This is a genomic window from Mycobacteroides sp. LB1, from assembly GCF_013449725.1.
Taxonomy (GTDB): domain Bacteria; phylum Actinomycetota; class Actinomycetes; order Mycobacteriales; family Mycobacteriaceae; genus Mycobacterium.
Map to the genome: position 1 here is coordinate 178,891 of NZ_JACCFF010000005.1, position 26,415 is coordinate 205,305.

The 26,415-nt window shown below is 65.4% G+C and carries 27 protein-coding genes; 12 read left to right on the plus strand and 15 right to left on the minus strand.

The annotated features are described in order from the left end of the window. Window positions 1-66: 66 nt before the first annotated feature. Both MLB1_RS19085 and MLB1_RS19090 read left to right on the plus strand, forming a co-directional pair. Window positions 67-504 carry an SRPBCC domain-containing protein gene (locus MLB1_RS19085; RefSeq protein WP_180751420.1) on the plus strand — a complete coding sequence of 146 codons (438 nt, stop codon included), beginning with the start codon at window positions 67-69 and terminating at the stop codon, window positions 502-504. A 9-nt stretch (window positions 505-513) separates the two neighbouring features. Then, window positions 514-1,854 carry a protein kinase gene (locus MLB1_RS19090; protein ID WP_358147977.1) on the plus strand — a complete coding sequence of 447 codons (1,341 nt, stop codon included), beginning with the start codon at window positions 514-516 and terminating at the stop codon, window positions 1,852-1,854. Window positions 1,855-1,932: 78 nt separating this feature from the next. Here the strand turns inward: MLB1_RS19090 and MLB1_RS19095 are convergent, their stop codons facing one another. From MLB1_RS19095 to MLB1_RS19110, 4 genes are all read right to left on the minus strand, one after another. Further along, the gene (locus MLB1_RS19095) at window positions 1,933-3,321 is read right to left on the minus strand and encodes a class II 3-deoxy-7-phosphoheptulonate synthase (protein ID WP_180751421.1); all 1,389 of its coding nucleotides are present in this window, start codon (window positions 3,319-3,321) and stop codon (window positions 1,933-1,935) included. 55 nt (window positions 3,322-3,376) lie between these two features. Further along, window positions 3,377-3,877, minus strand: coding sequence for a polyadenylate-specific 3'-exoribonuclease AS (locus MLB1_RS19100; RefSeq protein WP_180751422.1), 501 nt, complete (start codon window positions 3,875-3,877; stop codon window positions 3,377-3,379). Window positions 3,878-3,886: 9 nt separating this feature from the next. Next, window positions 3,887-5,185, minus strand: coding sequence for a glycosyltransferase 87 family protein (locus MLB1_RS19105; protein ID WP_180751423.1), 1,299 nt, complete (start codon window positions 5,183-5,185; stop codon window positions 3,887-3,889). 124 nt (window positions 5,186-5,309) lie between these two features. Then, window positions 5,310-6,041, minus strand: a complete 732-nt coding sequence (locus MLB1_RS19110) for a lysophospholipid acyltransferase family protein (RefSeq protein ID WP_180751598.1) — start codon at window positions 6,039-6,041, stop codon at window positions 5,310-5,312. A gap of 112 nt (window positions 6,042-6,153) precedes the next feature. On the opposite strand from MLB1_RS19110, the gene MLB1_RS19115 reads away from it, so the two are divergent. Continuing rightward, window positions 6,154-6,939, plus strand: a complete 786-nt coding sequence (locus tag MLB1_RS19115; protein WP_180751424.1) for a phytanoyl-CoA dioxygenase family protein — start codon at window positions 6,154-6,156, stop codon at window positions 6,937-6,939. Here MLB1_RS19115 and MLB1_RS19120 read toward each other — a convergent pair whose 3' ends face one another. From MLB1_RS19120 to MLB1_RS19130, 3 genes are read right to left on the minus strand one after another with little or no spacing between them, the layout of a single operon-like run. Next, window positions 6,940-7,323 carry a hypothetical protein gene (locus MLB1_RS19120; RefSeq protein WP_180751425.1) on the minus strand — a complete coding sequence of 128 codons (384 nt, stop codon included), beginning with the start codon at window positions 7,321-7,323 and terminating at the stop codon, window positions 6,940-6,942. It abuts the gene before it with no gap. Continuing rightward, entirely contained in the window at window positions 7,320-8,591 is a 1,272-nt protein-coding gene (locus tag MLB1_RS19125) for an ArsA family ATPase (RefSeq protein WP_180751426.1), read from the minus strand. The genes MLB1_RS19120 and MLB1_RS19125 overlap by 4 nt, the downstream gene beginning before the upstream one ends. Window positions 8,592-8,610: 19 nt before the next feature. Continuing rightward, window positions 8,611-9,051 (minus strand): SRPBCC family protein, encoded by a 441-nt coding sequence (locus MLB1_RS19130; protein ID WP_180751427.1) that lies wholly within the window; start codon window positions 9,049-9,051, stop codon window positions 8,611-8,613. Between the two features lie 82 nt (window positions 9,052-9,133). Between MLB1_RS19130 and MLB1_RS19135 the strand changes: the two genes are divergently transcribed. Continuing rightward, window positions 9,134-9,571 (plus strand): nitroreductase family deazaflavin-dependent oxidoreductase, encoded by a 438-nt coding sequence (locus tag MLB1_RS19135; RefSeq protein ID WP_180751428.1) that lies wholly within the window; start codon window positions 9,134-9,136, stop codon window positions 9,569-9,571. On the opposite strand, the gene MLB1_RS19140 is transcribed toward MLB1_RS19135, so the two are convergent. Further along, the gene (locus tag MLB1_RS19140; protein ID WP_180751429.1) at window positions 9,562-9,957 is read right to left on the minus strand and encodes a polyketide cyclase / dehydrase and lipid transport; all 396 of its coding nucleotides are present in this window, start codon (window positions 9,955-9,957) and stop codon (window positions 9,562-9,564) included. The two genes, MLB1_RS19135 and MLB1_RS19140, sit on opposite strands and share 10 nt — an antisense overlap. 130 nt (window positions 9,958-10,087) lie before the next feature. Here MLB1_RS19140 and MLB1_RS19145 point away from each other — a divergent pair, with 130 nt between their 5' ends. Next, the gene (locus MLB1_RS19145) at window positions 10,088-11,902 is read left to right on the plus strand and encodes a long-chain fatty acid--CoA ligase (protein ID WP_180751430.1); all 1,815 of its coding nucleotides are present in this window, start codon (window positions 10,088-10,090) and stop codon (window positions 11,900-11,902) included. A 49-nt stretch (window positions 11,903-11,951) separates the two neighbouring features. Here MLB1_RS19145 and MLB1_RS19150 read toward each other — a convergent pair whose 3' ends face one another. The 4 genes from MLB1_RS19150 to MLB1_RS19165 all read right to left on the minus strand — a co-directional run bounded on the left by MLB1_RS19150 (window position 11,952) and on the right by MLB1_RS19165 (window position 15,897). Next, the gene (locus tag MLB1_RS19150; protein ID WP_180751431.1) at window positions 11,952-13,109 is read right to left on the minus strand and encodes a glycosyltransferase family 4 protein; all 1,158 of its coding nucleotides are present in this window, start codon (window positions 13,107-13,109) and stop codon (window positions 11,952-11,954) included. 18 nt (window positions 13,110-13,127) lie between these two features. Continuing rightward, entirely contained in the window at window positions 13,128-14,291 is a 1,164-nt protein-coding gene (locus MLB1_RS19155; protein WP_180751599.1) for a hypothetical protein, read from the minus strand. Between the two features lie 65 nt (window positions 14,292-14,356). After that, window positions 14,357-15,427, minus strand: a complete 1,071-nt coding sequence (ripC, locus tag MLB1_RS19160) for a peptidoglycan hydrolase RipC (RefSeq protein ID WP_180751600.1) — start codon at window positions 15,425-15,427, stop codon at window positions 14,357-14,359. A gap of 248 nt (window positions 15,428-15,675) precedes the next feature. Further along, window positions 15,676-15,897 carry a hypothetical protein gene (locus MLB1_RS19165; protein ID WP_180751432.1) on the minus strand — a complete coding sequence of 74 codons (222 nt, stop codon included), beginning with the start codon at window positions 15,895-15,897 and terminating at the stop codon, window positions 15,676-15,678. Between the two features lie 111 nt (window positions 15,898-16,008). Here MLB1_RS19165 and MLB1_RS19170 point away from each other — a divergent pair, with 111 nt between their 5' ends. Beyond that, the gene (locus MLB1_RS19170) at window positions 16,009-16,761 is read left to right on the plus strand and encodes a class I SAM-dependent methyltransferase (protein ID WP_180751433.1); all 753 of its coding nucleotides are present in this window, start codon (window positions 16,009-16,011) and stop codon (window positions 16,759-16,761) included. Window positions 16,762-16,797: 36 nt separating this feature from the next. Next, window positions 16,798-18,603: a DEDD exonuclease domain-containing protein gene (locus tag MLB1_RS19175; RefSeq protein ID WP_180751434.1), complete on the plus strand. Its 1,806-nt coding sequence runs from the start codon at window positions 16,798-16,800 to the stop codon at window positions 18,601-18,603. On the opposite strand, the gene trpD is transcribed toward MLB1_RS19175, so the two are convergent. Beyond that, window positions 18,560-19,648: an anthranilate phosphoribosyltransferase gene (gene trpD, locus MLB1_RS19180; RefSeq protein ID WP_180751435.1), complete on the minus strand. Its 1,089-nt coding sequence runs from the start codon at window positions 19,646-19,648 to the stop codon at window positions 18,560-18,562. The genes MLB1_RS19175 and trpD overlap by 44 nt on opposite strands. 189 nt (window positions 19,649-19,837) lie before the next feature. Between trpD and MLB1_RS19185 the strand changes: the two genes are divergently transcribed. From MLB1_RS19185 to MLB1_RS19205, 5 genes are all read left to right on the plus strand, one after another. Further along, window positions 19,838-20,458 carry a heme-copper oxidase subunit III gene (locus MLB1_RS19185; protein WP_180751436.1) on the plus strand — a complete coding sequence of 207 codons (621 nt, stop codon included), beginning with the start codon at window positions 19,838-19,840 and terminating at the stop codon, window positions 20,456-20,458. Next, a complete protein-coding gene (locus MLB1_RS19190; protein WP_219603316.1) occupies window positions 20,455-21,318 on the plus strand; it encodes a cytochrome c in 864 nt (287 codons plus the stop codon). Before MLB1_RS19185 ends, MLB1_RS19190 begins: the two co-directional genes overlap by 4 nt. After that, window positions 21,297-22,484 carry a ubiquinol-cytochrome c reductase iron-sulfur subunit gene (locus tag MLB1_RS19195; RefSeq protein ID WP_371750655.1) on the plus strand — a complete coding sequence of 396 codons (1,188 nt, stop codon included), beginning with the start codon at window positions 21,297-21,299 and terminating at the stop codon, window positions 22,482-22,484. The genes MLB1_RS19190 and MLB1_RS19195 overlap by 22 nt, the downstream gene beginning before the upstream one ends. After that, window positions 22,481-24,133, plus strand: coding sequence for a cytochrome bc complex cytochrome b subunit (locus MLB1_RS19200; RefSeq protein WP_180751438.1), 1,653 nt, complete (start codon window positions 22,481-22,483; stop codon window positions 24,131-24,133). Before MLB1_RS19195 ends, MLB1_RS19200 begins: the two co-directional genes overlap by 4 nt. 94 nt (window positions 24,134-24,227) lie before the next feature. Next, complete coding sequence (locus tag MLB1_RS19205) at window positions 24,228-24,668, plus strand: PPOX class F420-dependent oxidoreductase (protein WP_180751439.1); 441 nt, start codon at window positions 24,228-24,230, stop codon at window positions 24,666-24,668. Between the two features lie 9 nt (window positions 24,669-24,677). Here MLB1_RS19205 and MLB1_RS19210 read toward each other — a convergent pair whose 3' ends face one another. Next, window positions 24,678-25,397 (minus strand): DUF2561 family protein, encoded by a 720-nt coding sequence (locus tag MLB1_RS19210; RefSeq protein WP_180751440.1) that lies wholly within the window; start codon window positions 25,395-25,397, stop codon window positions 24,678-24,680. Further along, window positions 25,397-26,257 (minus strand): hypothetical protein, encoded by an 861-nt coding sequence (locus tag MLB1_RS19215; protein WP_180751441.1) that lies wholly within the window; start codon window positions 26,255-26,257, stop codon window positions 25,397-25,399. The genes MLB1_RS19210 and MLB1_RS19215 overlap by 1 nt, the downstream gene beginning before the upstream one ends. Between the last annotated feature and the right edge of the window lie 158 nt (window positions 26,258-26,415).

A 26,415-nucleotide genomic window follows, 5' to 3' on the forward strand; every position in this document is an offset into this window, starting at 1 on the left:
CGCGTGTGGTGACGCGCGTAACCTCGCACTTGATTATCGCTATATCCACACGGCGAGAGGCGAGACTTGAGTTCAGGCGACCCGACATCGATCACGTTCAGCGAGTTCTACCCGTACCCGATCGAGACGGTCTGGGATGTCCTCGTCTCGCTCGAACTGACGGCCTCACAGGTGAACGAAGTCAGCGATACCCCGGTTGAGGTCGGACAGACACGCGTCATCGTCACCCATCCGCAACCCACGGTCGGATTCGATGGCGTGGTTCGCACCACCTACACCAGCGTGGTACCTAACGAGCACATCGAACAAGTGGTGACCGCCCCCGGAATCGAAGTGACGTCCCGCTGGAATCTGCTCCCGGAGCCCGGCGGCACACGGCTCCGAGTCACCTATAGCCGGTTCGACCCCACCATTCCCTTGCACCGTCAATGGCGAACCATGCTGTTTTCGGGGGCAGGGCCCATCCTCACCTCCCTTCGCGAAATGCTCGACAAGCGACATTGACGAAGGGGCATACCCGCATCACTCGATACCATCGATGCGATGACATCGCCCAAGTCCCCGACCGGCCGCGTCGATCCCATGATCGGTGCGGTGCTCGATAGTCGCTACCGCATCGAGGCTCCGATCGCGACGGGCGGCATGTCGACCGTGTATCGCGGGCTGGACACCCGGCTGGACCGCCCGGTCGCCGTGAAGGTGATGGACAGCCGCTACGCCTCCGACACCGGGTTTCTCGCACGTTTCCGGCTCGAAGCCCGTGCCGTGGCACGGCTGCGTCACCCCGGGCTGGTTGCCGTCTTCGATCAGGGCTTAGACGGTAAGCACCCGTTCCTGGTGATGGAGCTGATCGTCGGGGGCACCCTGCGGGAGCTGCTACGCGAACGCGGCCCCATGCCCCCGCATGCAGTGGCCGCGGTTTTCCAACCGCTGCTGGGTGGTTTGGCGGTCGCGCACCGGGCCGGGCTGGTGCACCGCGATGTCAAACCGGAGAACGTCTTGATCTCCGATGACGGCGAGGTCAAAATCGCCGATTTCGGGCTTGTCCGCGCCATCGCCGAAGCCGGCATAACCTCCACCAGCGTGATCTTGGGCACCGCGGCGTATCTGTCCCCCGAGCAGGTACGCACCGGGTCGGCCGGCCCACGAAGCGATGTCTACTCGGCGGGCATTCTGATGTACGAATTGCTCACCGGTTCAACGCCATTCACTGCCGATACGCCACTGGCACTGGCGTATCAGCGCATCGATCGCGATGTGCCGGCACCCAGCGAGGCGATCGACGGCGTCCCAGAGGAATTCGACGAGCTGGTGCTGCGTGCCACCTCCCGGGACCCTGATGCCCGCTACGCGGATGCCGCACAGATGGGCGCCGAGCTGGAGGCCATCGGTGCCGAATTGCAGTTGCCGCCCTTCCGGGTGCCCGCCCCCAAGGACTCCAAACAGCATGTCGCCGAACAGCTGTACCGCAGTCATCTCATCGATTTGGGCGGCACCGACGCCGCCCCGGCCCGCGACCTCGATGCCGCCGATACCGCCTCGGCCGCGGCCGCCTTGGGTGTCTCTCCACGCCCCCAGTCCCCCGCAAGCGGGAGGTACTCGCAGCCCCGAGTGCCCAACCCGACTCGGATGATGGACCCCGTCTCCGCCTACAGTCCCGAATACGGTCGGGAATTCGATGGCGAATCCGACGATTCGGCGTTCTTCTCCGATATCGACGACTCGGATTACCGGTACGAACGTCAGCAGAGCCGCCGTGCGATCTTCATGTGGCTGGTGATCGTCCTCATCATCACCGGCTCGGTGGCGGCTGGATGCTGGTCGCTGGGCGCCAACATCACCAACCTGCTCTAGATTTCCCTCCGAGCGCGCAGTTATGCACCCAGTTTCTTGCGCAATGCGTGCATAGTTGCGCGCTCGAGCAGGAAGTGACTAGTCCCTGAGCATCTCCGCGACGAGGAACGCCAACTCCAACGACTGCTGGGTGTTCAGCCGCGGATCGCATGCCGTCTCGTAGCGACCAGCCAGGTCGTCATCCGAAATATCCTGTGCCCCACCGAGACATTCGGTGACGTTCTCACCGGTGATCTCGACGTGGATACCACCGGGATGGGTACCGAGCGCGTTGTGTACCTCGAAGTAGCCCTGCACCTCGTCGACAATCCGGTCGAAATGCCGTGTCTTGTAACCACTGGGCGACTCGTGCGTGTTGCCGTGCATCGGATCGCACTGCCACACCACCTGATGGCCGGTCGCCTGCACCTTCTCGATAATCGGCGGCAGCAGATCCCGCACCTTCGAGTTCCCCATCCGGGAAACGAACGTCAAGCGACCCGGCTTGTTGTGCGGGTCAAGACGTTCCACGTATTCAACGGCCTGATCAGGCGTGGTAGACGGGCCGATTTTCATCCCGATCGGGTTGGCGATGATCTCGGCGAACGCCACATGCGCATGATCGAGCTGCCGGGTGCGGTCGCCGATCCACAGGTAGTGGGCCGACAGGTCATACAGCGCACTCTCGCCGTTCTCGTCTTCACCCAGACGCAGCATGGCACGCTCATAGTCGAGCACCAGGGCCTCGTGGCTGGCGTAGATCTCGGCGGTATCCAGGTTCGAATCCGCCACACCGCAGGCGCTCATGAACTTCAGTCCGCGGTCGATCTCGGAGGCCAGCGCCTCGTACCGGGCACCCGCAGGCGAGGTGCGGACGAATTCGCGGTTCCAGTCGTGCACCAGGGCCAGCGAGGCCATCCCTGAGCCCGTCACCGCACGCATCAGGTTCATGGCGGCGCTGGCATTGGCGTAGGCGCGCACCAGGCGCGACGCGTCGTGCTCGCGCAGCGCGGCATCGGGGGCAAAACCGTTCACCATGTCGCCGCGGTAGGACCTCAATCCGAGCGCGTCGGTGTCAGAGCTGCGCGGCTTGGCGTACTGGCCGGCGATACGGGCCAGTTTCACCACCGGCATGCTGGCCCCGTACGTCAGCACCACTGCCATCTGCAGCAGCGCCCTGATATTGGCCCGGATATGCGGCTCGGTGTTATCGACGAAGGTCTCGGCGCAGTCGCCGCCCTGCAGCAGGAATGCCTCACCGCGCGCCACCTGGGCGAGCTGGCGCTGCAAGCGCTGGATCTCGGCGGGGACGGTAATCGGGGGCACGCTCTCCAGCACGGTCCGCATCGCCGCAGCCTGATCCGCTGGCCAGCTCGGCTGCTGAGCAGCAGGTTTGGCAAGCGCGGCATCGAGGCGCGCACGCATCTCGGCCGGGAGCGGCGGGAGCTCCGGCAATTGGTCGATGGGGACGTCGACTGTCCAGTTCACGAAACCATCTTAACCGTGCCTTATAGCGGATTTTCTCGCCCGAATTGTGTACCGATCAGGCTTCGGGGGTCATTGCCCGGTAGCGAACCAGGTTGTACCGGGCATCGACCAGCGCATCATGGGAATCGGCGGGCCGTTTCGGCATATCGGGGCGCCCCCGGTCCTGCCACAGCTGTTTGAGCTCCAGGGTGACGCGCGGTACCGGCTGCGGCAGGTCTGTCATGGCTCCCCACAGCTGGCACAGCGCCACATGGTCATAGGCGCCGACCCAGGCCCACAGCTCGACCGGGTCGCGCTGTAGGTCTGAGGCGTTGCGGCCCAGCCCCAAAAAATCGGCGAGCTCATCGCGGATCTGCCCCCGGGAGCGCCATAGCGGCGAAGATAGCGGCGGAAGTTTGGGCAGCACGTGCTGTCTTACCCATGGGCCTGCCCGCTGCGGATCGAAGGCGGTGGACACCGCGTAGTACTCACGCCCGTCCTCGCAGACCATGCCGATGGAGATCAGGTCGATGGTGCGGCCGTCGTCGATGAACTCGGTATCGTAGAAATAGCGCACGTACGCCGCCTAGTTATGCGCCGGAGAAGCCGGCGCCAGCTCGTCTGCCTGTAACGAATCATCTTCATGCACAACGTTATTCGCTTCCACCGAGCCTCGCCGCAACCAAACCCAGCTGGCAACGAGTACCGCGAGGTGAACGAACACGTAGAGGCTCGGGATCAGATCGTTCAGGATGCCCCCGGGCCGCAACGTCAGTGCCCCGGAGTCCGGTGTCTTTCCGCTCAAACTCGTGAACCAGGCCGCGAACACCACACAGAACGCCCACATAGTGATCGCGGATGCCCGTTTACCCAGTACGTAGCCCCGGTAACCCAGGTGGACGACCAACGGCACGAACCACACCCAGTGATGACTCCAGCTGAACGGCGAGGCCGCCGCCGATGCCATACCCACGATGGAGATCGCCAGCAATAGCTGGCCGCGCCGGTACGCCATGACCGCGACCACCAGGCTCGCCACCATCACCAGTGCCGACAGCGCAGTGGCCAGCCCGGCCGACAGATCCAATCTGAGGAACAGTCCGCTGACGCTGGTGCTCGCGGTGGGGTCGCGGGTGATGCGGCTGATCTTCTCGAAGGCGCGTTGCACCCAGTAGTAGTGCGACGCCGAGGGCAAGAATATGAATCCCAGGCCGATCGTGGCGATCAGTGTGACGGTGGCGACGATGGCCGCGCGAATCCGTCCCACGACGAACAGAAAGACGATGAAGATCATCGGGGTCAGCTTGATACCGGCAACGATGCCGATGCCGATCCCGGCCAGTTTCCACCGCTTGGAAGCGAGGATGTCCGTCACCACCACGGCCAGGATGAGCAGATTGATCTGACCCAGCTGAATGGAGAGCCGCACCGGCTCCAGCCACGAAACCAGCCCGACCAGCAGAGCCAACAACCCCCATAGTCCGGCCTTGACGGACACCGACAGCCAGGTCAACATGCGCCACACCGAGTAGACCAGCAGCGCCGGGAACACTATGAGCGACAGGACCTGTGCGGTGAAGTCGGTGATGAAAGCCAAGGGGGTGAACACCAGTGCGGCGAACGGTGTGTAGGTGAACAGCAAATCGTCGATCTCACCATTGCGCCCGATCGAATACAGATCCAGACCGTCCAGCACGCGCGTGCCACCGAATCGATAGACCAAGACGTCGATTTGCAGCGCATACGTGGGCCAGTGAATGAACACGAACGCGTGCAGCAACAGCGCAACCGCGAGGACAAGCGGCCCACCCCAGGTGATCCATCCCGCGACTCGACGAGTGGAGTCGCCGTCCGCGTCGGTGGTTTCGGTTATTGAATTCGGCACGGCCCTCGCATCTCTCAGTTATCCCGCCGGTGGGCTCAAGACTAGCGGTACCGGCACGCATGGCTGACCCACGCCCCACGGCGAGGTGCTACCAAAGATGCAGCAAAGATGCAGGGGAATCGGATTAACCGGCGGCGCTCTCCGGGATGCGGTCGGGCTGCTGGGCGACCTCGCCGTTTTCCTTGGGCTTGTCCTTGAGCGAGGCAGCGTAGATGTCGACGTACTCCTGACCGGAAAGCTGCATCAGCTCGTACATCACCTCGTCGATGACCGCGCGTTCGATGAAGCGGTTACCGCCCATCCCGTCGAAGCGCGCGAAGTCCAGCGGCTTGCCGAATTTCACGGTCACCTTGGCGAAGTGCCAGCGGGCCGTTCCCGGCGGGTTCATCGCGGTAGTGCCGACCATGGCGACAGGGATGACCGGCGCACGGGTCGCCAGGGCCATGCGCGCCAGGCCCGTCTTGCCCTTGTAGAGCCGCCCGTCCGGGGAACGGGTGCCCTCTGGATAGATCCCCAGCAGCTTGCCCTCACCGAGCAGCCGCTTGGCGGTGCTCAGCGCATTCTCGGCAGCGTCGGCGCTGGTCCGGTCGATCGGCACCTGCCCGGCCCCGCTGAAGAACACCTTCTTGAGCCAGCCCTTGAACCCCGGCTCGGTGAAGTACTCGCTCTTGGCCAGGAAGGTCACCCGGCGGCGCAACACCAGGCACAAATAGAAGCTGTCCACCACAGCGAGGTGGTTGCCTGCCAGGATTACCGGCCCGGATGACGGGATGTTCTCCAGACCTTCGACTTTCGGCCGGCCCATCAGCTGCAGGATCGGCCCCATGAAGACGAACTTCAGCAGCCAATAGAACATCGCGCATCCTCTCCCGATCCCCATGAGCAGCATGGGGCTGGCGCCGAGCTTACCCTCGGCGACGGCGAAACTCCGTGGACTGTCTAAGGTCCCGAGCACTACCGTGCCGGGCATGGATACCCGCGAGATCGAAACCTTCGTCGACGAGGGATTCGTTGCGGTACGCGGCGCCTTTCCCAGGGACTGGGCGCGCGAAGCACGCGACATCATGTGGTCGCAGATCGGACCCGATCCACACGACAGATCGACGTGGACCGAGCGTGTCTGCTGGGCATACGACACCACCGGCGCCCCGGTGTTCGACAAGATCGTGAACGCTCCGCGCCTCGTCGAGACCTATGACGCGTTGGTGGGGCTCGGACGATGGGCACCGAGGCGCGAGGTCGGGATGTTTCCGATCAGGTTTCCCGAGGGCGACGAAGATGCCGACAGCCCTCCCGACGATGGCTGGCATATCGACGCCAGCTTCGCCGGGCCAGACGGGCGGTACCACGTCAACCTGTGGTCGCGGGAGCGCGCACTGCTCATGCTGTTCCTCTTCTCCGATGTGGGCGAGGAGGACGCGCCCACGCGAATCCGGTCCGGCTCGCATAGGGACGTTCCGATGCTGCTGGAGTCATTCGGCGCCCAGGGCACCGATGTCTTCAGTATCGGAGAGCAATGGGACGCGGTGTCCCAGAAACGTTCTGAGGTGCTCGCGACCGGATCTGCCGGAGATGTGTTCGTATGCCATCCGTTCCTGATCCATGCCGCGCAGAAGCACCGCGGCCATGAGGCGCGGTTCCTGTCACAGCCTGCCCTACCTCTACGCGAACCGCTGGTGCTGGATCGCGACGGAGACGCGGATGGCGACTACTCCCCCGTTGAACAGGCAGTCCGCCTCGGTCTCGGGCGCTGACTACTCGTCGATATCGACTGGAATCGGTTGGTAGCCAGTCGATTGCGAGCTTGGCGGCGGTGGCGGGAAGGGACTCTGGTAGCCACCCTCCGGGCCGTCGGGGTCCTCAGGGTCGCCCGATCCATCCGCCGACTCGATCATCGCCCGCACCACCATCACCAGGGCGAGGCTGTGTTCGGCGATGGTCGCCAGCAGCGGATGGTGCTCACCCTCGACAAGGGCTGCCAGCGCACAGACCGGGCAGAACAACTGGTTGCAATTTCCGGGAATGCCGCCGTCGGCCGGGGCACGCGCGGCCAGTCGCAGCGCCGGGTCGAGCTTGTCGAGGATTGAGGCGGCCAACGCCCGCAGTTCGGGGCCGAGTTCCGGATGGGTACCCGTCACGTAGGCCACACCTCCGGATCCGCTCTAAACCGTATGGTCAGCTCGCCACCGACAAGCCGGGCATCGACAACCACACAGCGCCGCAGCACGGAGGCCAGCCGGACCCGCCGACGCATCCCGTTTGCGCCGATGACCAGGTCATCTCCCACCCGGCCAAGGCTCAGCGTGGCCGGGTCGATCTGCGGCAACTCTAGCCGTAACCGATAGTGGGTGTCGGCCCCGGATCCGGATTCGTGCTCAACGACGGTCGCCAACGGCGCCGGGGGCTTGGCGCCATCGCGGCGCCGCACCGCGTCGGCGAGTTCGCTGAGGGCCTCCGACCCGATGGGCTCGCGCGACAGGTGCGGCACCAGCAGCATCTCCACATCGCCGATCATCTGCCCCAGCTCGTCGAGGACGGCGGATTGATCGGCGATGCGCTGCATGTACCAGTCGAAGGCCGGATGGGCCGGCAGGTTGTGATACTCGTACGAATCATCTTGAATGAGAACCTGATTGACGATCACCTGATCGATGCGCACACCCATCAGCGCCAACGCCCCCACGGTGCGGATCGCCTCGGCCACCACCACCCGTTCGGGAGTCAGCACCAAGTGCGCCCCTACCCGATCAGGGTCCGCGAGCAGGCCTGCGAGCCGATCTGCCGACGCCGCAACACGTTCCAGTAGTTCGGCGAGAATCAGGGCACGAGGGGTGCCGATACCACCGAGCCGACGATGCCGCGGCCAAGCCCGTTCCAGATACATCGAGAAGGTTCCCGGCAGGGTCAGCATGCGCAACGCATCGGCCGTTGAGGCACAGTCGACAACGACGACATCCCATTCGCCCGTCTCGGCGAGCTGTTGGACCTCGTGCAGGCCGAGCATCTCCTGAACTCCCGGCAACGCGGAAAGCTCTTCGGGGGCAAGCGATCCGATATCCGATTCGGGGTACTGCGCGGCGATCGTCTCGGCGATGTCGCCCCAGCGACGCTCCAGCAGGCCCAGGGTGTCCAGGGCCATCACGTCGAGTTGACCCCCGTACGGGTCCTCGAACACCCGCACAAAGTCAGCGCCCGGAGAGGGATCGACCCGGACACCGAAGACATCACCAAGGGAATGAGCCTGGTCGGTGGATACCGCAAGCACCCGCTGCCCGGCGCGCGCATAACGCACGGCGGTGGCACCGGCCAGCGTCGATTTACCCACGCCCCCCTTGCCGACGAAAAGGCCGATGGTGGCTGTCAACGGCGCCTGGACTTCGGGGGCGACGTCTGCGGGGCGGGACACGAGCTTCTCCCCGACGTCGCTAGCGGTCAGATTCGACTCGCTTCTTCAGATCCTTGAGCGCGGAATCGGTGATCTTGCGTTCGGCCTTGCGCTTCAGCATTCCGATCATCGGAATTTGAAGGTCGACCGCGAGCTCATAGGTCACCTCGGTGCCAGACCCCTTGGCCGCCAAAAGGTATGTCCCTTCCAGCGAACGCAACAGGGAACTTTCCGCCAGGGTCCAGGTGACCTTGCGGCCATCCGCGGACCATACATACTCAAGGACCTGGGTGTCTTTGAGGACACCGGCGTCCAGCACCAGACGTGCGCGCTTGACCCTGCCCTCGGAGTCGGTGTCGAGCACCTCGGTTTCCTTGTACTCCGACACCCATTCCGGGTAGGCGCCGATATCGGCGATCACCGCCATCACCTTGCCGGGTTCGGCATCGATGGCAATCGTCTGGGTAGTCTTCTCAGCCACCTGACAGACGCTACCCTTCTCACTGGCAGTCGGATACTCCCATCCTGGCATTTCACTGCAGCCTCGCGAAGGAGAGACGCCCATGAGCCGTCTAGTGGCGAAGGTGCTCGGCGTGCACCAGAGCATCTACATCGCGTCGAAAGGCTATCTGGGTCATCATGTTCCGGGAATGGCGCCTAGCCTGTTGTTGACCTCAACCGGCGCCAAGACCGGGGCACAGCGGATCAACTCGCTGACCTATGCCAAAGACGGCGACAATCTCGTCATCGTCGCCTCGAACGGCGGCGCCCGCCGCAATCCCGCCTGGTACCACAATCTCAAGGCGCACCCCGATGTGCAGGTGCAGCTGGGCAGGGACAAACGCCGTGCCCGTGCGAAGGCTCTGCTGCCCGGCGACACGGATTACGAGCGCCTGTGGAAGTTAGCCGATACCAACAACTCTGGCCACTACAGCGCCTACCGGCGCGCGACCTCCCGGCCCATCCCGGTGGTCGTGCTGGCTCTGGCTGATCAGGCCTGACGCACGCGCGCTTCGCCGATGGGCCGCCCGGCCTCGAGCTGCTGCTTAATCCCGAACGCAAACCGCTTCCCGGCGATGCGGCGGGCATGATTGAGCTTGGCCAGATTCAACTTGGCCACGTGCGCGGCACTGGCACCCGAGGGCTCGGCATGCAGGAAGTAGTGCAGGATCGCACCATCCAGCACGGGCTCAAGCCACACCTCCATGGTCCCGGTCAGTGGTCCTGCCACCGTCCAGCGGATACCCTTCTCGCCACGCTCCTCCACGGCATTGAGCTGCAGGTCTGGCCACCAACGGCGCCAGTCCGCGGAGTTGGAGACGGCGCGGCCGATGTCCACGGGATCTGCCGCGATAAAGGTCTGGTCTGCGACCTGAATGCTGTTCATCGCGGACAAGCTTAAGCCTGGCCCCCTCTGAGACCGTGATGTGCCTGCACAGACGCATTCTCGGGCGCATCCGCGGCGAAAAATGAGGCAACGGCTCCGACGATCTGTAGGCCGCGACTAGTCTGAGCAGGTGCGAGAGTTCAGCGTCCCTGCCCCGTTCACCGTCGAAGACAACGCCTCGGTTGTCCGCGCCGTCTACGACTACGAGCGTGAAGATCCCAACCAAGCGGTGTTCTCCCGTCTCATCGACGGCGCCTGGACACCCGTCACCTACGCAGAGGCCGCCGCGCAGATCCGTGCGGTGGCCAACGGTCTGATCGCCAAGGGTGTGGCGCCCGGCGACCGAGTGGCACTGATCTCGGCGACACGTTTCGAGTGGACGATCATCGACTACGCGATCCTGTCGATCGGCGCGATCACCGTGCCTATCTATGAGACCTCCTCGGCCGATCAGGTCCGGTGGGTATTGCAGGATTCCGCCGCAGTGGCACTATTCGTGGAAACCGATGCCCACGCCAAGATCGCCGAACAACTCGCACCCGAGCTGCCCGACCTGCGCACCGTGTTTCACATCGACACCTCGGGTGCGCCCGCGGCCCTCGACGAGCTCGCCGAGGCGGGCGCCGGGGTGGACCCCGCCGAGCTCACCGGCCGGCTCGACGCCATCAAGGCCACCGATCCCGCGACACTCATCTACACCTCGGGTACCACTGGACGCCCCAAGGGCTGCCAGCTCACCCACTCCAATCTGGTGTACGAAACCCGCGGCGCGCGTTCCGTTTTCCCCGACTATTTGCAGAAGGGCAGCCGGACGCTGATCTTCCTGCCGCTGGCTCACGTGCTGGCGCGCGGTATCGCGATGGCCTGCTTGCAGTCCAAGGTCACCGTTGGGTTCACCAGCGATATCAAGACCCTGGTGCCGACGTTCGGGGTCTTCAAGCCGACCTTCATCGTCTCGGTTCCCCGCATCTTCGAGAAGGTGTACAACACCGCCAGTCAGAATGCCCAGAACGACGGCAAGGGAAAGATTTTCGACGCCGCCGCCGACACCGCCGTCGAGTACAGCCAGGCACTGGACAACGGAGGCCCGGGCATCGTGTTGCGCGCCAAGCGTGCCGCCTTCGACAAGCTGGTCTACGGGAAGCTGCGCGCGGCACTCGGCGGTGAATGCGTGGCATCGATCTCCGGTGGCGCCCCGCTGGGCGCCCGGCTGGGTCACTTCTACCGCGGCGTTGGCCTGACCATCTACGAAGGCTATGGCCTCACCGAGACGACGGCGGCGTGCGCGGTGAACGTTATCGGCGGCCTCAAGATCGGCAGTGTCGGAAGGCCGTTACCCGGTAACGCAGTCAAGATCGCCGCGGACGGCGAGCTGCTCGTGTCTGGTGGCGTGGTGTTCAGCGGGTACTGGAAGAACGACACCGCCACGAACGACTCGATCGTGGACGGGTGGTTCCACACCGGCGACCTGGGCGCGATCGACGAGGACGGCTTCGTCACGATCACGGGCCGGAAGAAGGAAATCATCGTCACCGCCGGTGGCAAGAACGTCGCGCCCGCGGGGCTTGAGGACCATCTGCGCGCCCACCCGTTGATCAGCCAGGCGATGGCCGTCGGCGACAAGCAGCCGTTTATCGGTGCACTGATCACGATCGATCCGGACGCCTTCGACGGTTGGAAGTCCCGGAACGGCAAGCCACGAGAAGCCACCGTCGCCGATCTCACCGAAGACCCGGATCTGATCGCGGAGGTCGAAACCGCGGTAAAGGCCGCCAATCAGGTTGTCTCCCATGCCGAAGCGATCAAGAAGTTCCGGATCCTGCCGGTCGACTTCACGGAAGCCACCGGCGAGATGACACCGACGCTCAAGGTGAAACGCAAGGTGGTGGCCGAGAAGTTCGCGGCCGATATCGACGCCATCTACGCGGGGGCACCCGCCGGATAGTCAGCATCAGCCGAAGGGCGGCAAGCCAAGTCGATACTGCTCGACGGGGTCAGACGGAGGCGCTCACCAGCTCGGCGAATCGCGCGGCGTGGTGATCCCATCGCCAGTGATCGGTCACCCAGGTGCGCCCCGCCGCCCCCATCATGGCGGCGCGCGCCGGGTCGGACAGGATCTGGACAATCGCGTCGGTGATCGCGGGGACCGACCTGCCGTCGACGACAAGTCCCGTCTCGCCATCACACACGGTTTCCGGTGCGCCCCCTGAGTTTCCGGCGACCACCGGAACACCGCAGGCCGACGCCTCCAGGAATACGATTCCCAAGCCCTCGACATCGAGCCCCGCGCCGCGGGTGCGGCAGGGCATCGCGAAAACATCGCCCATCGCGTGATGGGCGGGTAGTTCCTCCCACGGCACGCCGCCGGTAAACACCACATGCTCATCAACGCCGAACCGATTAGCCAACGCGCGCAACGGTTCCGCATACGGACCGCCGCCCACGATCACCAGCGCCGCACCGTCCACGCGTTCCCGGATCGCCGGTAGCGCCTCGATGAGCATGTCTTGGCCCTTGCGCGGAACGAGCCGGGAGACGCACACAATGGTCGGCCGGTCGCTGAGCCCATAACGGCGTCGCAGCTCCTCGCGCGCCGCCGGGTCGGGGCGGAACCTACGGGTGTCGACACCGGCAGGCAGATGTTCCAGCGCGGCGCGCGGACCGAAGGCCGAGGCGAAACGTCCGCGGGTGTAGCGGCTGACGTAAGTGATCACATCGGTGCTCTCCCCGATCTGCCGGAGAGCGGACCGCGCCACCGGGAGCATCGACCAGCCCACCTCGTGCCCATGTGTACTGGCGGCCGTCACAGCAGCGCCGGCTGCCTTCGCCGCCGAAGACAACAGTGCAAGCGGAGCCGCCGCCCCGAACCACACCACATCAGACCGCTGCGACCTGATGAGGTCCACCATGCGCTGGCGGACACCGGGCCCCGGAAGCATCAACGAGGTCGGGTGCCGCACCACGTCGTAATCGGCGGCGGCATCGTATCGCTGACACCCCTTCCACCGCGGCGCGTACACGGTGACCTCGTGCGATCCGGCCAGGCGGGTCACCAGCTCCTGCAGGTAGGACTGAATGCCACCGGGCCTGGGTGGAAAATCGTTGGTGACCAACAGAATCCGTTGCCGCTGGCCGCCAATGTGAGAGGTCACAGTCCAACCGTACTGGGCCTAGCGCAGTGGACGCGAGCCGAGCCAGCCCCGCCACTGCCGCACCAGCGTCGCCTCGTCAACGCCCAATGCACGCTGAATCGCGGCGCCCTGCGGGTCCGGCACAAACGCGGCGCCATATCGATACAGCTTCACCAGCTGGGGCTCACCGAAGGTTTCGGCGACGTATTGCGCCACCGACCAGGCTTCCTCATAGGCCTGCGTGCGATGCGTGTCAGGAGTGTCGAGCTCCGCATCGGTGGGCAGATGATCCGGAATCCGCCCCGCGGCAAGGGCACTCGTCAACATGGGCGCCGCATTCCGGAAGGGAGTACCGCTACCCCGCCGCCCGTTGTAGTCGGCCACGCCCTCCACCAGCCAGAGAGGAGCATGGTCGCCGGTGAGCGTGCGCGCCGCCGCATGGAAGAGCTCATGACGCAGCACCACGCGGAACTGATCGGGCGGGAGCGCTGCCGAGCCGGCTGCGAAAATCACGCGCTGTCCCACGGCAACTCCACTATCAACACGGTCGGCGACGGCCGCGGCGGCTATTCCGTCGGTGCGCTCCCCGCCGACTACAGCGGCGAACTCCGCATCGGATCCGGCCGCAACCAGTAGCACCCCCGAATGCCAGCCCGCCCCCCAGAACTCCGACAGCGACCTCAATGCACCGTCTACCTCGTCGGTCAGTCGTGGCATGACCGCCGAGCCGGGATGCCCGAGCACCACCACGTCCCGGTCCCCCACCTTCTTACGCGCCTCCACCACCGGAGCGAACTGCCAGGGCACGGCGGCCGCGCCGGCGTCGAACAACCGCCAGTCGTCCTTATCGCGCGACACACCGACGGTGGTGGGGCGTTGGACGGCAACCTTGTCCACCCCGCTGACCGCATAGACCAGCGTCGCGTCCAGTCGCCATTGTTGGTGCTGGACAACGGGATCAGCGGGAACTTCGGCTGCCAGTCGGAATTCGAACGTATCTGTCTTCAGCCCTGAGAGATTCTCCTGCAACCGCAACTGAGCCTCGATGAACTTGGGCCTGTCGGGGGCGAGCAGGGCACGCAACGCCGTGGCATCACCGCTGCGCAGCGCTTCCGAGTAATGCGTCAACAGTGCTCGAATCGAGGTGCGCGCGTCATTCATCGGTGCGGCAGGCTGTGCTCCACAACCCCCGCACAGAATCACCAGGACCGCCATGAAGAGCGATATCCGGCGTGCTACCCCGGGCACACGAGAACGATAGCCGCGGCTTAGTAGCGGCGCGCGTTGTAGATCGGGCCGGATGAGGTGATCGGCACGACCGCGACCGGAACGCCGTACGTGGAGGCGTGCACCATCATGCCGTTCCCGACGTATAGGCCGGTATGCGAGGCGTCTCCATAGAAGTTGATGACATCGCCCGGCTGCAGTTCGTTCAGCCCGACGGGTGTCCCACCACGCGCCAGCGCCTGGCTGGAGTGCGGCAGCGACACGCCTTGCTGACCCCAAGCCCACATGACGAGGCCCGAGCAGTCAAAGGCGTTGGGGCCCGAACCGCCCCACGAGTAGGGCGCGCCGATACGGGTCAGTGCCGCCGCGACGGCGTTCGAACCGGCCGCGGAACCGCCGCCAATGGCGGCCTCCGGTGCGGGTGCGGCCGCCGCGGCCTGCATCAGCGGCTCCGGTGCATCGGCCTCCTGACCCGATTCAGCGGGCGGAGGCACGGGCGCCGGTGCTGCCAGCTGCGCACGCTGGCCCGGGCTCAGGGTGTTGTACTGCGATTTGACGACCGCGACCTGCAGCTGCAGCTGGCTCTGTTTGGCCTGCAACGAAGCGCGTACGTTCTTGGCCTGCTCGGCGGCCACCCGGGCATTCTCGGCGGCATCACGTGACCGCTGCTCGGCCGCATCTGCTGAGGCGAGCGCCGCACGGTAACTGTCCATCCGGCCACGCATCTCGGTTCCCACCGTGCGCTGCACCGACAACTGGTCGATGAGGTTCTGCGGCGAGTTGGACGTCAACACGGCGCTGTAGCCGCTCGTGTTACCGCCCATGTAGGCAGCCACTGCCGCCTTGTTGATATCGACCTGGTAGCTGGACACCGCCGTGCGTGCGGCCGTCGCGACGGCTTCGTCGGCGAGGACAGACTTCTCCGCGTCGCGCTGAGCGGCCAGCTTGGCGTCGAGATCGACCTTCGCGGAGTTAGCCGCCTCGGAGGTTGCCTCGGCCTGGCGGGACAGCTCGTTGAGCTTCTTGACGGCGTCGCCATTGGGGTCCGCGGTGGCGATCTGACCACCCGCAAATACCCCTCCGACCAGTACCGCAGCAGTTGCCGCGAGCATCATCCGACGGAGTGGTGAGGGCGTCGATCGATCCGTGTGATCTCGAAGAAGACGCCCGACACTCAACTGACTACATCCCTTTACTGCAAATGGATCGCCGCGAACTCCGGCGCTGATAGGTCTCAGATAGGTTACGAAATGGCATCGGCGTTGTCCACCGCAGTGTGGAATGACGTCAATATCACGTAAGCGCCGGTTCGCCTCCCCGTCTCCGGGGCGGGCCATCACGTACCTCTTCCGAGTGTGCCCTATGCGACTCCGGCATCGCGTGTCAGCGGGGTGACAGGCGTGTCGCGATCACGGTGAATCGGCACGAGCCGCAGCCGTGGCGCAAGCCCCACCTCGGCCAACACCTCCAGCGCGGCGCGCTCGTCGTCACCGAGCGTCTGCGGGACACCCAGCAGCACACTGACCACGCAGTCATCGCATCCCGGGCCGCGCATCGCGCAATCGTCACAATCGATGAGCATGGCTCCTCCTTTCGCATACATCGTTCTTCGGGGTTCTTCGGGGTTCTTCTGGTTTGACCGGACGGTAACCGCGACCACCGACAGGTAGTCGTTCCCTGGCACGCTGGCGGTATGACCGAACAGACACGACCGGCACATACCGACCGCCGCCGGGCCGAGTCGTTTGGAGAATCCGCCGACGCCTACGACCGCCACCGCCCCCGCTATCCCCAGCCGCTGATCGATGAGCTCGTTTCTCGCGGGCAGACGCGCGCCCTCGACGTCGGAGCAGGCACCGGGATCGCCGCGGCGCAGTTGATCTCGGCCGGTGCGCAGGTGCTCGCCATCGAGCCTGATGCCCGGATGGCGCGGGTGGCGGCTGGGAAGGGCATCGACGTCGACGTGGCGACGTTCGAGGACTGGCAGCCAGCGGGTAGGACCTTCGACCTGGTGCTGTTCGCCCAGTCCTTTCACTGGGTACAGCCGATTGCAGCGCTACAAAAGGTGGGGACGGCACTTCGCCCCGGTGGCCGACTCGCCCTCATCTGGAACCGCATTGAGCCCACCGCCCCGACTCGGGACGACCTGGACACCGTCTATGCCGATTTCATGGACACCACGAGGCGCCCCTCCGCGAACACGGAGGACACCGTCTCCCCGATCATCGAGAAATCCGGATATCACGTGCAGCACCTGCATTTTCTGGAGCGGCCACATTTCTCCACACGCGCATACCTCGACATGGTCTTCACCTACTCCAACCACCTCACCCTCGATGCACCCACGCGCAGCGAGCTGCGGGCCCGGCTCGAGCAGAAGATCGGCGCCGACGGCGTCGATACGACGAACGATGCGCTCGCGCTGATCTGTACCCCCGTGGCGTGAGCCCGATATGTCGGTCCCAGGACTTACGGTCACGTCATGACGCAAATGACCTTCGACGAGGTGCACTCCTCGTCGGGGTCGTCGGCACAAGCACTGCGCGACACCACCTTTGTGGTGGTGGACCTGGAGACCACCGGCGGCAGCGCCGAGAATGACGCGATCACCGAGATCGGCGCGGTCAAGGTGCGCGGCGGTGAGGTGCTCGGGGAGCTGGCCACACTGGTCGATCCGAAACGAGCACTACCACCGCAGATCGTCCGCCTCACCGGCATCACCTCGGCGATGCTGGTGGACGCTCCGCCAATCGAACAGGTGCTCCCCAGCTTTCTCGAATTCGCCCGCGGCACAGTCCTGGTGGCCCATAACGCCGGCTTCGATATCGGGTTCCTCAAGGCGGCCGCACGGCAGTGCGGGATCGACTGGCCCCAACCAACCGTGCTGTGCACGGTCCGGCTGGCCCGCCGAGTGCTGTCCCGCGACGAGGCCCCGCGAGTCAGCCTGGGTGCTCTGGCGCAGCTACTCGGCGCGTCAACCACCCCCAACCACCGGGCGCTCGACGATGCCCGGGCCACCGTCGACGTGCTGCACGCGCTGATCGGCCGGGTGGGCAACCAGGGCGTCGACACCATGGGCGAGCTGCGACGGTACCGCACCCAGGTGCCCAACGCTTTGCGCGACAAGCGCTCCCTGGCCGATGGAATGCCTTACGCCCCAGGCGTTTATCTGTTCCGCGGGCCTGCAGGCGAAGCGCTGTACGTGGGCACCGCAGTCAACCTGCACAGACGGGTGCAGCAGTACTTCACCGGCGCGGATCCGCGTGGCCGGATGCGCGAGATGGTCACCATCGCGACCGCGGTGGACCACGTGACCTGTGCACATCCCCTGGAGGCCGCGGTTCGCGAACTGCGGCTGCTGGGTGCGCACGCACCGCCGTACAACAGAAAATCTCGATTCCCGCATCGCTGGTGGTGGGTGGTGCTCACCGAGGAGCCCTTCCCCCGTTTCGCGGTCGTCCGCACCACAAACGCTCGGCCCATGCTCGGCCCATTTCGCGCACGTGGCGACGCGGTGGCCGCCGCCCTGGTACTCGCCCGGTTCACCGGCGTGCGCACCTGCACGAGGCGTATCGGAGCCGCTGGGAGGCATGGCCCGGCCTGCGACGGCCAGTCCTACCCCCATGACACCGCCTCCCCATGTCCCGCACCTGCGGGGGTGGATGCGGTGGGGTACCGGGACGCCCTCGACCAGGCATATGCAGTCCTCGCCGGCACCCACGGCCAGCCGCTACACGCCATGTGTGAGCGGGTGGCAGAGCTGGCAGGCCTGCGGCGCTACGAGACCGCCGCGCGACAACGGGATGCGACGGCCGCAATCGTCGAGGCACTGGCCCGCCAGCACCGCCTGTATGCCCTCTCACGCATCGAGGAGCTGATCGCTGCGCGCCCCGACGGCGAAGGCGGCTGGCAGATCGCCGTGGTCCGCTACGGGCAGCTGGCCGGGGCGGCGGTCGCCCGCCGCAGCGTCCCCCCGATGCCGGTGGTGGCGGCCGCCTCCGTGTCGGCTCAGGTGGTGTTGCCGACACCCGAACCGTTCGGCGGGGCCGCACCCGAGGAGATCGGGCTGATCACCCGCTGGCTCGCCGAGCCCGGCGTACGCATCGTGTCCTCGACCGATGGCTACGCCGAGGCGACGGGATGTTCCGGACCGCTACGCGAGTGGGCGGCGACTGCACGCAGCGCACGGATGGCGAACAGTGCCCACCAGAACGACTGGGGAATGGCTGAACTCGTCAGGGTCGCTACGCCTGGCCCGCATCCTGCTGCGCCCCGAGCCGCCGGCTGACGGCGATCCAGCTGTCCAGCAGCGCCGCTGCCGCTCCCGAATCGATGGCCGTGGCCACCCGCGCGAGCGCATTTTCCCAGGCGGGCACCCATTGAGCATCGCTGGCCAGGCCTGCATGGGCGACCATGGCGCCGGCGGCATTGAGTAGCACCGCGTCACGAACCGCGCCCTTGTCACCGGCCAGCACCGCCCGGACCTCGGCGGCATTGAAATCGGGATCACCGCCGACCAGTTCCTCCAGCCTGGCACGCGCGAAACCAAATGCCGCGGGATCGAACCGCAGCTTGTCCACCGTGCCCGCCTGCACCCGCCAGATGGTGCTGGTCGTGGTGGTGGTCAGCTCGTCGAGCCCGTCGTCACCGTGCACCACCAGCACACTGGACCCGCGCCCGGCGAAGACCCCCGCCGTCACCTCGGCGAGATCGGCGAAGGCACAGCCGATCAATCCGGCTCGCGGGCGGGCCGGATTCGTCAGCGGCCCAAGCAAATTGAATACGGTGGGCACTCCGATCTCGCGACGTACCACCGAGGCGTACCGATACGACGGGTGGAAATGCGGCGCGAAGCAGAACCCGATTCCCACCTCGGCGACACTGCGCATCACCTGATCGGCGCCCAGGTCGATGCGTACCCCCAACGCCTCCAGCGTGTCCGCGCCGCCGGCCAACGACGACGCCGCCCGATTGCCGTGCTTGACCACCCGTACGCCGCACGCCGCCACCACGATGGAGGCCATGGTGGAAAGGTTCACCGTGTTCGCGCCATCGCCGCCGGTGCCGACAATGTCCACGGCGTCCGTGGAGATCCGGTCGCCCTGCTCATCCGAGGGGAAACGGATCGCGTGGGACAGCATGGTGTCGGCGAGCTCTCCAACTTCTTCCGAGGTCGGGCGCTTCATCCGCATCGACACCCCGAAGGCCGCGATCTGAGCCGGAGTGGCCGTACCCGTCATGATCTGATCCATGGCCCAGGCCGCCTGTCCCGCCTTCAGGTCGCGACGGGCCGTCAGCTCCCCCAGTACCTGGGGCCAGGAATGTTCCAGCACGCCGCAAATGCTCCCATGGAGACAACGGCGACCACAAAGAAGTAAATCGCCCGGGGCCTGCCGCGACACGCCGGGCCGACGGCACCGGAATCCCTCCCGCCGGAGGCCACACGCATTGTCGAGCGTCGGTCACAAATCAATGTCGGACCCGGGTGGCTCTCGACAACTACAAAGCGTCATACTTACGGCGTGACGACCGCAGCAGCCCCAGGATCGCCGGCGGGAACCGCCATTACCCAGCGGGTTCATTCGCTGAACCGCCCCAACATGGTGAGTGTTGGCACCATCGTCTGGCTTTCCAGTGAGTTGATGTTCTTTGCTGGGCTCTTCGCGTTCTACTTCACCGCCCGGGCCCAGTCCGGCGGACAGTGGCCACCGGAGCCCACCGAGCTGAACATGGGGCTGGCCATCCCGGTCACCGCCGTCCTCGTCGCCTCGTCCTTCACCTGTCAGATGGGTGTGTTCGCCGCGGAAAAGGGCGATGTGTTCGGGCTGCGCCGCTGGTACATCATCACCCTGATTATGGGCACCTTCTTCGTCCTCGGCCAGGGCTACGAGTACATGAACCTGGTCCGTGAGGGCACCACCATCGCCGGCAGCGCCTACGGCTCAACGTTCTACCTGGCCACCGGTTTTCACGGTCTGCACGTTATCGGCGGTCTCGTCGCCTTCGTCTACCTGCTGGTTCGCACCCGGATGAGTAAGTTCACTCCGGCCCAAGCGACCTCCGCGATCGTGGTGTCGTACTACTGGCACTTCGTCGACATCGTGTGGATCGCATTGTTCGCCACCATCTACTTCGTCCGTTGATCCAGCCCGACCCGGTGAAGGGAGCACAACAGGTGAGCGTGGAGACCACACCCGCCAAGAATCGCGCACGCCGCAAATTCCGCCGTCGCATCTCAGCAGGTTTGCTACTGCTGATTGCGCTGGTGGTTGCCGGCGGCCTGGCCTCTACCTTCACGCCCACCCCGCAGGTCGCGGTGGCCGACGAGGACAAGTCGGCGCTCCTACGCACCGGCAAGCAGCTGTACGAGACCTCGTGCATCACATGCCACGGCGCCAACCTGCAGGGTGTGCCGGACCGCGGACCCAGCCTCATCGGTGTCGGCGACGCCGCCGTCTACTTCCAGGTGTCCACCGGCCGCATGCCGGCCATGCGCAACGAAGCCCAGGCGCAGCGCAAGGACCCGATCTTCGACGAGGAGCAGACCGACGCCCTCGGCGCCTACATCCAGGCCAACGGCGGCGGCCCCCAGGTGATCCGCGACGGCGACGGCGCGATAGCTCAGGAGTCGTTGCGCGGCACCAACATCGCGCGCGGTGGCGACCTGTTCCGGCTCAACTGTGCGTCCTGCCACAACTTCACCGGCCGCGGTGGTGCGCTCTCGTCGGGCAAGTTCGCCCCCGAACTCGACCCGGCCAGTGAGCAGCAGATCTACACCGCAATGCTGACCGGCCCGCAGAACATGCCCAAGTTCTCCGACCGCCAGCTCACCCCTGACGAGAAGAAGGACATCATCGCCTACGTCCGCGCATCAGCGGAGACACCCGATCCCGGCGGTTACGGGCTCGGCGGCCTCGGCCCCACTTCCGAGGGCATGGCCATGTGGATCATCGGCATCGTCGCGGCCATCGTCGCGGCACTGTGGATTGGAGCGCGCGCGTGAGTGGCGATCCCAACGTAGAAATTCCCACCGACGAGCAGCTCGCGACCATGAGCCGTGACGAGCTGGTCAAACTCGGCACCAACCTCGACGGTGTCGAGATCGTCTACCGCGAACCGCGGTGGCCGGTCGCGGGCACCAAGGCCGAGAAGCGCGCCGAGCGACTCATCGCGCTGTGGTTCGCCCTCGGTGGCGTGTTCGGCTTGGCCCTGCTCGGGGTGTTCCTGTTCTGGCCATGGGAGTACAAGCCGTTCGGCGATCCGGGTAATGCGGCCTACAACCTGGCGACCCCGCTGTACGGCCTGACCCTGGGCCTGTCCGTGCTGTCGTTGGGTATCGGCGCGGTGCTCTACACCAAGAAGTTCATCCCGCAGGAGATCTCGATCCAGGACCGGCATGACGGCCCCGGATCGTCCGAGGTGGATCGCAAGACCATCGTCGCGCAGCTGCAGGACACCCTGGATACCTCGACGCTGCCCCGTCGCAAGATGATCGTCCGGGCCCTCGGGTTCGGCGTCGGCGCCATGGGCGCCGGTACCGCCGTCGCATTCATCGGCGGCATGATCAAGAACCCCTGGGCCCGTGTGGTCCCCACCGCCAACGGCAAGCAGCCCGTGCTGCTCACCAGTGGTTGGACCCCCCGCTACCACGGCGAGACCATCTACCTGGGTCGCGCGGTCGGCAGCAGCGCCAATGTGCTGCTGAAGGTGCGCCCGGAGGATATCGACGCCGGTGGCATGGAGACCGTGTTCCCATGGCGTGAGTCGGACGGCGACGGCACCACCGTCGAGTCACACGAGAAGCTGTCACAGATTCAGATGGGGGTGCGTAACCCCGTCATGATCATCCGGGTGCGGCCATCCGATATATCCAAGGTGGTGAAGCGCAGGGGGCAGGAGAGCTTCAACTACGGCGACCTGTTCGCGTTCACCAAGATCTGCTCGCATCTGGGTTGTCCCACATCGCTGTTCGAGCAGCAGACCTATCGCATCCTGTGCCCCTGCCACCAGTCGCAGTTCGATGCGCTGCATTTCGCCAAGCCCATCTTCGGGCCTGCCGCTCGTGCGCTGGCGCAGCTGCCGATCACCGTCGACAAGGACGGATATCTCGTCGCCGCAGGCGACTATGTCGAACCCGTCGGACCCGCATTCTGGGAGCGCAAATCATGAGCGACACAGCCCAAAAGCCGTCACGCGCAGCCAAACAAGCTGAGGCGATGGACTCCCGGTATCACCTCGCGGCCGGGATGAAGCGGCAGATCAACAAGGTCTTCCCGACGCACTGGTCGTTCATGCTCGGTGAAATTGCGCTGTACAGCTTCGTCATCCTGCTGCTCTCGGGCGTCTACCTGACCCTGTTCTTCGACCCGTCGATGGCCGAGGTCACCTACAACGGCGTCTACCAGCCGCTGCGCGGTGTGCAGATGTCCAAGGCCTACGAAACCGCCTTGAATATCAGTTTCGAGGTTCGCGGAGGACTGTTCGTCCGTCAGATCCATCACTGGGCCGCCCTGATGTTCTCGGCCTCGATCATGGTGCACCTGGCACGCATCTTCTTTACCGGCGCATTCCGTCGCCCCCGCGAGGCCAACTGGGTGATCGGCTCACTGCTGCTGATCCTGTCGATGTTCGAGGGTTACTTCGGCTACTCCCTGCCCGACGACCTGCTCTCCGGTATCGGGCTGCGTGCCGCGTTCTCATCCATCACGCTGGGCATCCCGCTCATCGGCACCTGGATGCACTGGGCGCTGTTCGGTGGCGATTTCCCCGGAAACATCTTCATTCCGCGCATGTACGCGCTGCATATCCTGCTGATTCCGGGAATCATCCTGGCGCTCATCGCCGTTCACCTGGCACTGGTGTGGTACCAGAAGCACACCCAGTTCCCCGGCCCCGGCGCCACCGAGAAGAACGTCGTCGGCGTGCGCATCCTTCCGGTGTTCGCGCTCAAGGGCGGTGCGTTCTTCGCCTTCACCACCGCCATCTTGGCGCTGATGAGCGGCCTGCTGCAGATCAACCCGATCTGGCTACTGGGCCCCTACCGGCCATCTCAGATCTCCGCGGGTAGCCAGCCCGACTTCTACATGATGTGGACAGAAGGCATCGCCCGGCTATGGCCGGCCTGGGAGCTGTACATCTTCGGGCACACCGTGCCCGCGGTGTTCGGTGTCGCCGTGATGATGGGTCTGGTGTTCGGGCTGCTGACCATGTACCCGTTCATCGAAAAGAAGCTCATCGGCGACAACGCACATCACAACCTGCTGCAACGTCCGCGTGACGCTCCGGTCCGCACCGCTGTTGGCGCGGCGGCGATCTCGTTCTACATGATCACCACACTGGCCGCGATGAACGACATCATTGCGTTCAAGTTCCACATCTCGCTGAACGCGACGACGTGGATCGGCCGTATCGGCATGGTGATCCTGCCGATCGTCGTCTACTACATCGCCTACCGGTGGGCCATCGGCCTGCAGCGCAGCGACCGCGCGGTGCTTGAGCATGGCATCGAGACCGGCATCCTCAAGCGACTGCCGCACGGCGAGTACATCGAGCTACACCAGCCGCTGGCCGGTGTCGACGAGCACGGTCACGCGATTCCGCTGGAATATCAGGGCGCGGCGGTGCCTCAGCGTATGAACAAGCTCGGATCGGCCGGCGCACCCGGCATCGGCTCGTTCCTGTTCGCCGACCCCGCCGACGAGCAGCAGGCGCTGGTGGATGCCGAGCACGCCGCTCACCACCAGTCGCTGCTTGCCCTGAAGGAGTACCAGGACGGCGAACCGGGAACCAACGGTTCAACGAACGGTCACGGCCACTAGAAGTCAGCTCGACAGTTGGGCCCCGCATACGAAAGTGTGCGGGGCCCAACTCTTTTCCGTGCACCGCCCCGCATCACCGGCTAGCGTTGCGGGCATGCGCGAGATGAACCGCGAGGAATGGTGGACCTTCGCCACCAAGGGCACACGAACCGGAATGCTCGGCCTGGTGCGCGCCGACGGTGCACCCATCGTGACGCCGGTCTGGTTCCTGTTGCACGAAGGCCCGGACGGTGACGAACTGATCTTCACGACCGGTACAGACACCCTGAAGGGCAAGGCAATTCGGCGAGACCCACGCATCTCGCTGGCGGTCGACGATCAGCGGCCGCCGTACTCCTACGTCCAGTTCACAGCGGAAGCGCGACTGACCAACGATCTCGACGAGATGCTCAGGTGGGCCACCACGATCGGCGCGCGCTACATGGGAGCCGAGCTGGCCGAGCAGTATGGCCGCCGCAATGCGGTCCCCGAAGAATCACTCGTGCGAGCCACCATCACGAAAGTCATTGCCCGTGCCGGAATCGCCGACGTCTAACGCACCGAGCTACTTGTCAGACGATCCCGATGCGCCAAGCTCACGCAGCTTCTTAAGTGTCAGCCACGGAATTGCTCCCATCGCGCAGGTGATCAACCCGGCGAACGCGAACGCGACAATGGCGGCGGTGTCGCTGTCCACGGCCAGCAGGTAGGTGCCCGTGACCACCGCCAGCAGCGCCAGACCGATCGCACCGGCGATCCCCACGGTGGCCCGCAGCCACAGCCGGTCGGCTACCGCTGATTTCGCGGCCTCCTCGGCGGCCGCCCGGTATGCCGGCGATCCGGGACCGGTGTAGTCCTGCGACATCTGACTCACCGGATCAGAAAGACCGCCGAATGCCTTGAGCTTCTCGGTCGCGGCCTCCGTAGGAGGCGGGCCCGATGACGCCTTCTCTGCACGGGTGGCATTAATGCCCTTAGGTTTTGATGCGCCGCGCGCAGTGCGCTGGGCGGCCGTCTTGCGTGCGCGCAGCAGCAGCGGCACGGCGCCGAGGATGACGGCCAGCGACACCCCGATGACGATGTAGATGCCCAGAGAAGGGCCAGCGGACGCGGAGCCCTCCCCCGCACCGGCCAGCACGACGATGGCGCCGACCAGCATTCCGACGAACGCCAGCCAGATGACCGCACACAACCCCAGCAGCATGCGGTCGACGGCTTGCGGAGAGGACCGTCGTACCGGCCCGGCTATCGCCTCGAGCGGCTTGGCCCATCGAGCGGCTGGCATCAGCAGGTTGCCTGCGCCGAATTGTTGTTGTTAGCGGACAGCACCTGTCCATCGCTGGTGGTGATCGTGCAATTGAGCTGGCTCAGTCGCAGGAAGCTGCTCGCCGATACCGACCCGATCTCCGAGTTCGAGATCGGGGTGACGGTGATCGACCACGGGATGTACACATTCGGGTTCACCCGTGTACGCCCGGAGCCGTCGGTCCAGGTGATTGAGATGCGATCAAGCGGAGCCTTGGAACCCGTCACGGAGTAGGTGATCTGACGCGGCCCGGCGGGTGTCGTGGTGGTTGTTGGCGGCGGAGGCGGCGGTGTCGTCGTGGTCGTCACCGGCGGCGGCTGCTCATGCGTCGTCGCCGGCGGCGGGGGCGGCGGTGGAGGCTCCACCGTCACCGTCTCGGTCACCACCGGAGGCGGCGGCGGCGGCGGCGGAGGCTCGCTGCTCGGCGGCGGGGGTGGTGGCGGCGGAGGCGGCTCCGTGGTGGTGATGATCTCGTTCCACGGTGTGGTACTCGGGGTCGGTGTCACGGTGGTGCTCTTGGCGGCACCGGTTGTCTCGTCCGAGCGCCCGGCTACCAGCAGTGCAACGGAGGCGACCAATGTGATGGCGGCAATGATCGCGGCCACCCCGACAACCCACGGCCATCGCGGCGGAGGCGGCTCATCGTCACCGACCAGCTGGGTGTCGTATTCGTCGTACGGCACATACGGACTGGTGAACTGCTCGGACTCGGGCGCCGAGTAAGCCTGCGAGGGAAGCTCGGCAGAGTCTGCCCCTGGAGCCGCGGCGTCCGCATTCGGGCCGTCGAGATCCGGAACTTCCCCGGGAGTCCCCGACCCTGGGTTGTCCGTCCCACTCATCTACACAAGTTCCTTTTCGTCACTTCCCACACCCCACCGGGCCACCTCCTGGAGAGGCCATGGCAACGATAGCCAACGCGATCGGGAGCGACGAAACCTGACGGCCGGAAAAACCAAACTGACCACCGGATTGTTATCGAAAAGGTGATGGCCGACAC